11 protein-coding genes and 1 pseudogene are annotated in these 11,441 nt (G+C 55.1%); all 12 read right to left on the bottom strand.

All coding sequences use genetic code 11. The annotated features are described in order from the left end of the window. Window positions 1–1,147 (bottom strand): DEAD/DEAH box helicase (locus tag C162_RS05715; protein ID WP_156949554.1); only part of this gene is annotated, 1,147 nt, incomplete at its 3' end. A 390-nt stretch (window positions 1,148–1,537) separates the two neighbouring features. After that, a complete protein-coding gene (locus C162_RS05710) occupies window positions 1,538–3,208 on the bottom strand; it encodes an ABC1 kinase family protein (RefSeq protein WP_036692201.1) in 1,671 nt (556 codons plus the stop codon). Continuing rightward, the gene (locus tag C162_RS05705) at window positions 3,209–3,556 is read right to left on the bottom strand and encodes a phasin family protein (protein WP_036692199.1); all 348 of its coding nucleotides are present in this window, start codon (window positions 3,554–3,556) and stop codon (window positions 3,209–3,211) included. A 115-nt stretch (window positions 3,557–3,671) separates the two neighbouring features. Beyond that, complete coding sequence (locus tag C162_RS05700) at window positions 3,672–4,304, bottom strand: ThuA domain-containing protein (protein ID WP_036692195.1); 633 nt, start codon at window positions 4,302–4,304, stop codon at window positions 3,672–3,674. Between the two features lie 54 nt (window positions 4,305–4,358). Further along, the gene (locus tag C162_RS05695; protein WP_036692192.1) at window positions 4,359–5,171 is read right to left on the bottom strand and encodes a uroporphyrinogen-III synthase; all 813 of its coding nucleotides are present in this window, start codon (window positions 5,169–5,171) and stop codon (window positions 4,359–4,361) included. Window positions 5,172–5,262: 91 nt separating this feature from the next. Beyond that, window positions 5,263–7,317: a methyl-accepting chemotaxis protein gene (locus C162_RS05690; protein ID WP_051493269.1), complete on the bottom strand. Its 2,055-nt coding sequence runs from the start codon at window positions 7,315–7,317 to the stop codon at window positions 5,263–5,265. 248 nt (window positions 7,318–7,565) lie between these two features. Next, complete coding sequence (locus C162_RS05685) at window positions 7,566–7,967, bottom strand: Fur family transcriptional regulator (protein ID WP_036692190.1); 402 nt, start codon at window positions 7,965–7,967, stop codon at window positions 7,566–7,568. 72 nt (window positions 7,968–8,039) lie between these two features. Further along, window positions 8,040–8,447 carry a TfoX/Sxy family protein gene (locus C162_RS35245; protein ID WP_235218361.1) on the bottom strand — a complete coding sequence of 136 codons (408 nt, stop codon included), beginning with the start codon at window positions 8,445–8,447 and terminating at the stop codon, window positions 8,040–8,042. Between the two features lie 34 nt (window positions 8,448–8,481). Beyond that, window positions 8,482–9,051, bottom strand: coding sequence for a Ger(x)C family spore germination protein (locus tag C162_RS35240; RefSeq protein ID WP_051493267.1), 570 nt, complete (start codon window positions 9,049–9,051; stop codon window positions 8,482–8,484). Between the two features lie 3 nt (window positions 9,052–9,054). After that, entirely contained in the window at window positions 9,055–9,603 is a 549-nt protein-coding gene (locus C162_RS35235; protein WP_051493266.1) for a hypothetical protein, read from the bottom strand. Window positions 9,604–9,717: 114 nt separating this feature from the next. Continuing rightward, window positions 9,718–10,119 (bottom strand): hypothetical protein, encoded by a 402-nt coding sequence (locus tag C162_RS35230; protein ID WP_162174443.1) that lies wholly within the window; start codon window positions 10,117–10,119, stop codon window positions 9,718–9,720. Next, window positions 10,055–11,226: pseudogene (locus tag C162_RS05670) on the bottom strand (spore germination protein). Before C162_RS05670 ends, C162_RS35230 begins: the two are co-directional and overlap by 65 nt. Window positions 11,227–11,441 lie beyond the last annotated feature (215 nt).

The following is an 11,441-nucleotide window of genomic DNA, read 5'->3' as shown; positions in this document are numbered from 1 at the left end:
GGACGGAGGTGAATTCGCCTACGCCGAATTCATCCTTCTCGTACCGGCGGCGGTCCAGCCGCTGGGAGATGCCGTGCTCGATCAGCTCGAGCCCGTCGCGCTCGCGCGGCGAAGCGAACGTGATCGCGAGGCCCTTGCCTCCGGCGCGGCCGGTGCGGCCAATCCGGTGAATATAGCTGTCCGCATCCAGCGGAAGATCATAGTTGAAGATATGGGTGATCCCTTCAACGTCCAGGCCGCGTGCCGCCACATCCGTAGCCACCAGCAATTGGAGCTTGGCGTCACGGAACCGCTTCATGACGGCTTCGCGCTTGCCCTGCGACAGATCGCCATGCAACTCGTCGCATTCATAACCGGCCGCCTGCAGCGCCTCGTTCAGCTTGATGGCCCGGCGCTTCGTCCGGCAGAAGATGATCGCCAGGTAAGGACGGTCGCGCTCGATCAGGGAGATCAGCGCCTCTTCCTTATTGCGGTCCGAGCATTCCACCACCTGCTGGCGGATATTGTCCAGAGGGATCGGCGAGCCGCTCTTGATAATGACATCCAGCGGCTCCTTCATATAGTTCGCTGCCAGCCGCTTGATCGGGTCCGGCATTGTCGCGGAGAACAGCATCGTCTGGCGGCGGTAAGGCACAGCCGTGATGATCGTCTCCACATCCTCCAGGAAGCCCATATGCAGCATCTGGTCCGCTTCATCCAGCACCAGCATCTTCACACCGCTGAGGTCCAGAGTCTCCCGGCGCAGGTGATCCAGCAGCCGTCCCGGCGTACCGATGATCAGATGTCTGCCGCCTTCCAGCTTACGCAGCTGCTTCTCCACATCCTGGCCGCCATAGACCGCCAGAATCTTCACACCCGTATGACGGGCCAGCTTGCGCGCCTCTTCGGTAATCTGCAGCGCCAGCTCACGCGTCGGCGCAAGAATCAGCGCCTGCGGATACGCGGCCTCAACCCGGATCTTGTCCATAATCGGCAGCAGAAAAGCCAGCGTCTTCCCCGTTCCCGTCTTCGCCCGCGCAATTACATCCAGCCCCTGCACCAGTGGCGGAATCGCCTCTTCCTGCACCGGCGTCGGCTTCACGATGCCCTGCCCCTTGAGCAGATCGATCAACACTTCTGATACTCCTAAATCTTTAAAACCCGGCAATTGCTCCACCTCACTAATTTCCCTAAATTTAAGTTCAGCATGTCAGTCCATAACTTATATTTATCCATGTAACGGAGTAATGTACGCAAGCGTTAGCAGAGGGGGATGTCACCCTCAGGCCCTTTTACAAGGACGGTACCGTTCACATTCTTATCGTTTCAAATAAAAGCGGAAGCACCCCGTCACCGGAGCCCTTCCGTCCCATGGGCCCGCAAGGCAGCGGTCAAACGTTCGGTTATACGGCGCAGCAGCGATCCACCGGACGTTCAGACGGCACTCCATTTGCGTTCCATTACACTTTAATTGTGGCAAGTTATCTTAATATTGTACTTGATTGTGCAGCCTTTGTGTGCATCCGGTGAAGAATAATTATTTATCCGGCTCTTCCGGCTAGAATCTGCCCGATTTGAAGATGGAGAACAGCAGCCACAGAATCATAAGCAGTGCAATGACTGAACCGATCTCCACAATCGGGAAGTCCCAGAGCAGCGACGGCTCCCCGCGCAGGGAGGAGGCAACGATCAGTCCAGCCATGATGATGCTGAAGGCCAGCAGCACGATGCTGAAGGAGAGGCGGTTACCGATCCGGCTGAACTTATGCTCCAGGTCCTGCAGCTCGGGTACTCCGATCTCTACCTTCAGCTTCCCCTTGCTGATCAGCGAGGAGAGCTGCCGGGCCTGGGCGGGCAGCTCGACCAGACTCTCGGCAAGATCAGCGACCCCACCCAGCAGCTTGCGCTGCAGGCGGCTTCCGCTGAAGCGCTGCTTGACCAGACGTCTGCCGAACGGCTCGGCCATCTGCATAATGCTGAAGGCCGGGTCCAGGCTGGCGACCATGCCCTCCAGGGTCAGCATCGTCTTGCCCAGCAGCGCCAGATCTGGCGGAATGACCAGCCGGTGCTTGCGGGCAATACTGAACAGATCATTCAGCGCCTTGCCGATGCTGACCTGCTTGAACGGGATATCATAATACTGCTCGCGCAGCCGGTCCATATCCTCGTGCAGCGCCATCCGGTCGGCCTCCTCCGGGATCACTCCCAGGCGCAGAATGGCCCGTACCATCGAGTCCGTATTCTTGCGCATGAGTGCAATCACCAACGCGGACAGGCCATCCTTCATATCCTCGCTAAGCCGCCCGACCATTCCGAAGTCAATTAGAGCCAGCTTCCCGTCCTTCAGCACCATGACATTGCCGGGATGCGGATCAGCGTGAAAGAAGCCATGAATGAAAATCTGATTCAACATCATCTCCACAAACTGCTGGGCGATCGTCTTAAGCTTCACACCCGAGCCCAGCAGCTCGTCCTTGCGGTTCAAGGTAATTCCTTCCATGTACTCCATGGTCAGAATCCTGGTGGAGCTGAAATCCCAATAGATGGCCGGTATATATACGTTATCTTGGGCAGACAGCTGCCCGGCTATACGCTCGGCATTGCGCCCTTCCTGGGCATAATCCAGCTCCGCCAGCAGAGCACGGGAGAATTCCTCGACCATCCGGGCTAATCCGTATTGCCTGGCCCAGTCCATCTTGCGCTCGGCGAGCAGGCTTAGATCCGATAGAATCTCAAGATCCCTGCCCATCGTCCGCATGACGCCTGGGCGTTGTATTTTGACCGCTACACTCTGCCCGCCATGCAGCACAGCGCGGTGCACCTGGCCGATGGAGGCGGCAGCGAGCGGATTGTTCTCGAAGTATTCGAAGACCGCATCAATAGGCTGGTCCAGCTCCTGCTCCAGAATATTGCGGGCCGTCTCGGCTGAGAACGGCGGCACATTGTCCTGCAGCTTGACCAGCTCCTGAATAATCGCATCAGGCAGCAGATCGGAGCGCGTACTGGCAAGCTGGCCCAATTTGACGAAGGTCGGCCCCAGCTCCTCCAGCACCCTGCGGACCCGTTCAGCGAGGGTCACACTTTCATGAACCTCCTGTGTGATGATCCGGCGGGGAAGCGACAGAAGATGGTAGAGGCCCAGTTCCTCCACCATATAGCCGAAGCCATGACGCATAAGCGCCATGGCGATTGCCCGGTAACGTCCGGCGTGCCTTATGCGGACAGCCATTTATTCCGTACGCTGTTCCGGCACGGTGGTCTCCTGGGGTGACTTGCCTTCCAGCTCGGCAACACGGCCCTCAAGCTGGGCAATACGCGACTCCAGCCTGGTGATATCCTCCTGCACAGGTACCTTAAGCTCCTTCAGCACCCGCTGAACCTGCTCCTGCACGGCAGACTTGAACACACCCCGTTCTTCATCTCCGCGCTCTACCAGCCGATCCACCAGAGCCTTGGATTCCGACGGGGCCAACTCACCCCGCTTCACCAGCTCGTCTACGACCTTTTCAACCTTTTCCTTGCTGACAATGGTGAGGCCTACGCCTAATGAGATAGCTTTCTTCAACAGATCACTCATGGTACTTCCCTCCCAAAGATTGCAGTTATGGATAAAGTATACCCCTTCGCCCGCCATTTCACAAAATAACCCCGCAAAGTGGGGCTTAGCTTCGATATTACTGATTATTTGCTAATTATCTGGGGATACGCGCCGCCCAGGTGGCTGCCCGCAGAATCAGCTGGCGGATCGCCGGATGCCGGAACGACGGCTCATGATGGCCGGGCATCAGATAGACCACCCGTCCCAGGCCATAGCTGTGGCACCAGGCTGCAGGCAGCATCTCCCCGTCCGCTTCATATTCGAGCAGAATCTGCTTCTCGGTGAACGGATCGAACTCGAACCGGTACGGCTCTTCATCGAGCTGGAAGTCTTCAATGCCTTCGGTAATATCATGCTCCTGCACCTTGAACTGAAGCGGAGTATAGGCCGGATGGCCGGTGAATCTGCCGCCAATCAGCTGGGCCAGTTCATAACGCTTCGCCAGGGATATTCCGGTGTGAAGGACAATCAGACCGCCGCCTCCGCTGACATAGCTCAGCAGACCTGCCGTCTGCTGTGGAGATACGGTTTCATTCCACAATTCATTGTATGCGATACACAGATCATATCCGGAGAGATGCTCGCTCAGCATCAGCTTCTTGTTCTCCGAGCATTGCACGGTCAGAAGCTCATTCAGAATTTCACTGACCTGTTTGTCCACACCTTGCAACGGGTGAAACCGGGGGTGTGTGTAATCGCCTAACAACAGGCATTTTCTCTTATCCATAGGTCTCCTCCTCCATATCTCTCTGTATTTGTAGTTGTAATTGAATGTCCGCTGCTAACGGTTAGCCGCAATATAGCGGCCCAGGGTAACGAACATGCTGCCCATCCGCTCGTGCTCCGGCATGACGATCCGCTTCACGCCTTCTTCCTTTAGAGCCTCCGAGGTCAGACGGCCGACAGATACCGCCAGCACCCTGTCTTCAAAAGCCTGCACCAGCGCGGCAAGCCGCCCCTGCTCCCGCGCATGCTGTGCCAGGAAGCGGAACTGCGGGGCACTTGTGAACGCCACCGCATCCACTTGCCCTTCCGTAATCTCTGCAAGCAGCAGATCCAGCGCTCCAGGCTCCGGCTGAGTATACCGGTAAGGCTGCACACAGCTTACCGCTGCGCCTGCCTGCTCCAGCCATCCGACCAGTTGCGGGGCAGTCTCCCCGTGCAGTTGAAGCATGACGCGCTTACCCTGCAGATCATAGTCCTGCAGGCCGCGGATCAGTCCGGCAGAGCTGCCGTCATCGTCACGCACGACCGGCTCAATTCCCCGTTTCTTCAGGGCATTCACTGTCTTATAGCCACGGGCAGCAACAGGTGAGGCAGAGAGAACCTCCAGGAAGCGGTCTGCAAGCGCAAGCTTCTCAGCCGTCTCGAACAATGCATCCAGCCCCATACCGGTAGTCAGAATAGCCAGATCCGGCGGCTGCTCCGTCCAGGCAATCAGCCCCTCACGCAGGGCGGCATCATCCAGAAAGGTTGTCCCTTGAGCGGGACGGTGCAGCGCGATTCCTCCCATATTCTCTACCAGCTTGGCCATGTCTTCCGCTTTACGCGGACCGGCCAGGGCTACGGTAATGCCCTTTAATTGCTCTGCCATGAACGATTCTCCCCTTCATCACCCCGTATTGTTGCTTATCAGTATACTTGCAAAGTGAGGTAAAAGAAAAGACCAGACCGCATATTCGGCCTCAGGAATTCTGCTGGCCCTCAGGGCGGATCTCCCCAGGCTTGACCGCTTCCGGTACGTCAGGAGCCTCGTTTCTCGGGTACAGCTTGAAGCGTCCGACCAGCTGCTGCAATTCATCGGCTTGGCGGCTAAGGTCGGCTGAGGAAGAGGCGATCTCTTCCACCGAGGCAAGCTGCTGCTGGGCTGCTGCCGAGATCGTCTCGGTACTGCCTGCCGCAGCCTCGGTAATGCCGCGGATCTCGCTAATGGCCTGGTCCAGACTGTCTGCTTCTGCAGTCAGGGTCTGAACACCTTCGTTCATCCCGCCTATGGTCTCTGCGGCCCCCTTAATTGCCCTGCGGATGCGCGAGAACGAACGTCCCGTTGTATCCACAGCCATAATGCCGTCCATTACCTTGCTCTTCGCATCCTCCATGGTTGACGTAGCCCGGAGCATCTCTGAATGGATAGAGGCTACCTGTTCGGAGATCAGGCTTGCCGACTTCCCGGATTCTTCAGCCAGCTTGCGGACCTCCGAGGCTACCACAGCGAATCCGCGCCCCTGTTCACCGGCTCTGGCCGCTTCTATGGATGCATTCAGCGCCAGCAGGTTCGTCTGCCGCGAGATTCCCGAGATCACACCGGTAATCCCCTGGATCTGCCCCACCCGCTCGCTCAGTTGATCAATGACGGTACCCATTTCCTCCACGGTTTCATGAATCCCGTTGATTTTGTCGACTACGCTGATGACCGAATCATTGCCCTCCGAAGCCGACAGCGAGGTCTTGTCCATCATTACCGACACCTGCTTCATGAACTCCGAGATATGGGCTACCTCGGTTGTGGTGGCAGCTGTGCTTGCCATCCCTTTATGTACACTATTGACCTGCTGCTGCGTGCCGGCCGCCACCTCCTGGATAGCCACTGTAACATGCTCTATAGCTTTGGTCGTCTGCTCTGCCCCGGCGCTCAGCTGCTCAGCGGAGAAAGAGACATTATCCGTCATGGTCTGTACCCCGATAATCATCTGCCGCAGATTATCCACCATCTGGCGGAAATTCACAGCCAGCAGACCGATCTCATCCCCCCGGAAGTCCCCGATATCCTGCGACAGGTCGCCGCCGGCAATCCGCTCAGTTGCCTTGCGCAGGCGGATCAGCGGCTTCAGAATCGACGCGATGTTGAAATAGATCAGCACCAGCGCCAGCAGCACGGATATAGAGAGGACCAGCCAGACCGTCTCACGGATGTCGCTGGTTGCCTGTGTAATCTCATTCAGGCTGATGGTGCCCCCGATTCTCCAGCCCGTCAGCTCATTCACCATGAAGGTCATCTTCTTAGGTGCATCCTTATATACATAATCGAAGCTTCCGCTCTCGCTCCCGAACATCTGCTTCACGAACTCAAGCGAAGATTCCGCGCCAATCGCTTCTGTGGGATGAAGCAGGAATTTCTTGCTGTTGTCTACAATCAGAATGTAGCCCTCCTGGCCGACCTTGATTTTCGTCATATCGGCAAGGGAGGACAGATTCAGATCAAGGCTGACTACGCCGTCTCCGCCCGCGAGCACCGCCGATACCGCAATGGCGCTCTCCCCCTTCACCGTCTGAAATACCGGGGAGATCACTGTGCCGCTGCCCTGCTTAAGCGCATTGATATATGTATTTTCCTTGCGGGGATCATAGCCCTCCGGCAACTCCAGCTCAGCCGCACGGATGCTCTTTCCCTTGCTGGTTCCGGCATAAATATCAAGCACATCGGGATGAAGCGCCGCATACTCCCTCAATCTGCTCCCCAGCTCAGGGGCCGTCAGACCAGCCGCCTCGTTATTAATGGAATCTGCCGGAAGCTGTCCGGCAAAATAGAGGATATCATCTATTTTCGACTGTATATTGGAACTTATGATCTGGTTCACTGCAATTACACTTTCCTGGGCATTATTAGTAAGCTGCTCCTCCATGGTGCTGCTGGCAGATTGATAGGTTAGCCAGCCTATAATGATGCTCGGTACCAGCAAGACAAGCAGATAGGTAGTAATCAGCTTCGTACGGATGTTCAGACGCACCTTTTTATTCATATGATGGACTCACTCTCTCTTTCTCGCTTTCTCTCTTTTTTCATGGGTCTTAAGGTGGATCATGGCAGCAGACTTTATATATAATTAAATATCAGTCCCCAAAACCCTCTTTTTTCCGGTAATTAATGATAATTTCCCTATATTTATTGATAATTTTTATAGGAGTACAGCAAAAAGACCGTTCCAATGAAAACGGTCTTTTGTTATATTCTGTTACTATGCCGACTGTCGCAGCTCATACAAACGTCCTAGTTCTGGCGTGAATTCCTGCTCTGGCAGGCCGGGCAGATCCCCCCGAATACCACATGCGTATGAGTGATCGAATAGCCCGTATCCGCCGCTACCGAATCGCTCCACTCCTGCGGGACCTGGCTCATTACTTCATCCACCGCACCGCAGATTTCACAGACAATATGCTGGTGGTCGTCCAGACGCGCATCATACCGGCTGGCCGCCTCGCCCAGCTTCAGTTCGCGGATCATCTGCTTATCTGTAAGATAGCGCAGGGAATTGTAGACCGTTCCATAGGCCAGGTTATGCCCCTGCTCGACCAGCCGGTTCATGACTTCGGCAGCGGTAGGGTGATCATGGGAATTGCGGACGATATCGTACACGGCTTGACGCTGAGAGGTAAGGTTCAGGGTTCTCATCTTCATCATCCTCTAATTTGTTTTTAGATCAAGTATAAGTCCTGATACTGAAAGCGTCAATGCAGCACAGCCCTATTTGATCATTCCCGAGTATTTAACGTCCACTTTGGCATTCACCTGAAAATCAAGCCGTGGGTACAGACTCTTCCATACCGTCATTTCCGTCCCGTTATTCCAGTGCCTCGCCCCGTAATGCAGTCCCCAGCCCATCGGGTCCATGCCGCTCTCCCGGATTTTGACCAGCAGTGCCTTGACGGCACCGCTTAATTCCGCTGCACCGGCCACTCCAATCTTTTTCAGCATCTGGTGGGTAATCATCTCCTCCGTACTGTTCTCCTCCAGGATCGCACGGATTCTAATGGTATAGCGGATGTAAGGATCACCTTCCCGGGGAACAACAATCTTGTAGCCGGAGGAGGAGCTCTCGGTATAGTACTGGTACATTCCGCTGCCTATATGGGCGGGGAAGTTCGTCCGCAGATTGGAACGGGACAGCAGATTGAACAGGCGGGTTTCATCGGGTGAGAGGACCTATGCCATTCTCATATATACTTCTCATAAGCTGATAGGAGTACACGCTTGAGATAAAAGGTGACTCTGTTCCTTGCCCGCTCATCGCCAGGATCAGCGAATTCGATGGAATGCGCTCAGAGGGCGGCTTCACCCTCAGCACCTCCAGTGCCCCCGGCCTTCCTATAGCGAAGTTAAGAATAAGCTGGATATCTCTGCGCCGCACCGCCCAGTCTGTGACATGCCGGATATCATCGGCCGCAATCCCCTCGCCTAGAATGACAGATTTGCAGTGGACATAATCCAGCTCCTTCTCCACCTTGGACTTCATTCTCCGTAGCGCCTCGGAGATGCACTCTGATTCCTCCGTGAGAATCTGCATCTTCTCGTCAATCTTCGTAACATCGCCCTGGGGAATGGCCAGCTTGAGGCTTACCTTGAATGTCCCTTCTTGCTGGCCGGGATCGATCCCGATGGCGACCACGAAGATTCGCCGGTCGATATCTTTGAAGTTACAGCCTGTAATCGTCACACACAGCAGCAGCATAATAATACCGCCCCATCGCCCCCTCATGCTCTACGCCTCCTTATCATCCAGTAGCACCAGAATAACAGCAGAATCAGCAGCAGCTCCCCATACCAGCGTAGATGCAGGAGGAACACCTCCAGCAATGTTAAGGTTATATTGATCCAGTCGCATAAGAAGAATTGTGCCGGCTGCAAAAAGGGCAAGGATTATGATCTCCTGCCACAGCTTTTTCTTCGGCGCTCTGGCCGTGGACGGAAGCAGACTAAGCAACAGCTCCTTGCCGACATGCCACTGGATAATGGCGCTGACCAGCGATAGGGTGATATAGGCGAAATAGAAGATGTACAGCATGCGTTCAATCAGAAATGCCTCAATGCGGATGCTGTCCGCCGTTGTGAACCAGGTATAGACATGCCGCTCGATCCCGACCGTTCCGTGATACCCGATAGGTACATAAAAAGTCAAGGCCAGCACCAGCAGCCCCTCCAGACTCAAGCTCCAAAGATGCTTCAGCTTCAAGCCATGAAACACCCGGTTGAAAATCGCTAAATTGATGTACCCGCTGAATGTAAAGGTTGCCGCTGCGAGGCTGTTCATATCCGGCGCATGCAGGGAATGTCATAATCTTCAGTACGGCATCCCAGCTGAAGTCCGGGTTAACCACCGCCTTGACTGTCGCATACAGGATCAAAGGCAGGGTAATCCCGAGTGTCACCTCCAGCCCGTAGAGCAGCGACAGTGAATCCATCCTCGAACAGAGGCAGACAACTGCCAGGTATCCGGGCTGATGAACCGCAGGGTAATATCCACAAAGGACAGCATAATCAGTGCCCCGGCCGTATACCAGAGAAGAGCATAGATGAAGATCAGCGGGGAGGCCAGCAGCTTGGGCAAGGCCGCTCCGAAGATTTCCGGCAATCCCTGCCCGGGAAATTTATTGATGACTTTGGTGAACAAGTAGATGAACAGAGTACCTGTTACCACCGCAATCACAATGGAGGACTGCGCACCCTCAAACCGGGCATCGATCAGCTCCCGCGGGGTGAAGTTAATGATATTGATCAGAGAATTCATGAGAAACAGACAATAGAAATAACGGCTTTTTGCCATCATCGCCCACTCTTTTCTTCCTTAGGGTAGTCCCCAGGGTGTCCAGGAAGAACATCTTGAAATACGGCTGGCCGAAGCTGCGCTGACTGCACAAATACATCGTGAAGCCGACCAGGCAGACGACCACCCCGACAAGCCCCAGCATGGCCGCTGCAATCACGAAGAAATACTTCAGCACACGGATGGAGAAGCTCATCAGGTTCAGCGGAATCAGGAAATTGGAGATTGCCACAACCGAGACCAGAATAATCATAATGTTACCAATCAGCCCCGCCGCCGTCGCCGCCCGTCCCAGAATCAGGCCGCCAACCGTCATGGCTGTCGGGCCTCGGTCAGAAACTCCATCATCAGCATCATCAGCATCATCAGCATCACCTCAACAAATGAAGGATACGGCACAGTCGCCCGGCTTCCCCCGATCAGCAGTGCAATCTGCACACGCACTATCTCCGGATTATAAGAGGTAAAGGCGATATACAGGGCCGGCAGCCACAGCGTCATGGCCACACCCATAATCCGCAGGAGCTTCAGGAAGCGCCCTACAAAAGGGAGGTGGATTTTGTCATCCATCGCGGTGAAGAAATCATTGAAGATAGATGGCAGCACAATGGCATAGCCGGTGGTGTCGAGCAGCAGTGCCACTTTTCCTTCCGCCAGATTGAATACCACCCGGTCCTCATCGTAGAGGATAGCCACCTTGGTCCTGGAGACATTGCCAATGACGGTGAATTCCGTCTTCAGTGCCGAGGATTGGTAGCGCCGCCGGACCATATTCAGATTCACCGCCAGGTTCTCTCCCAGCGCATCGGAAGGTCCCTGGCTGATGCTCTCTGTGATCGTCTCCTTAATACTGCCGGTCTCGGCTTTCAGGACATCGAAGAAGCAGAGCTTATCCTCCCTCCCGATGCAGGCATATCCGCTGAGCAGAAGCTCAAGGGCACGCTGCCCGTCTGTTGTCTCCTCACTTCCCGGATAATTGGCAATGTAGCTGTAGTAGGTGGCCGGATGATTCATTTCGTAAAAAGCGGCTATGATATTCCGGCTGACCGCCTGTGCGTCTGTGACACTTTTGATATACAGCAGACTGACCCCTCCCGCCGGAACAGCCATGTGCTTGTCCTCCAGGTCGCCGAATCCGCTTAGCTCATTCCTGATCCATTCCAGAGAAGCCTTCTGCTTATGCTGTTGTCCGGGCATAGATCATCCCTCCTGAGCGTGTCTCTCTGCGAACTTCTCCTTATGTTGGCACTTTCTGGCGGTTTTCATGCACCTGCTGGGGAAGGGGGAGCGTTTCTTTTCACGGAAGAGTGGTAATAAATGAAATG

Origin of the sequence: Paenibacillus sp. FSL R7-269 (assembly GCF_000517865.1) — a bacterium.
GTDB lineage: Bacteria > Bacillota > Bacilli > Paenibacillales > Paenibacillaceae > Paenibacillus_AQ.
This window is presented reverse-complemented; position numbering and strand designations above follow the sequence as displayed.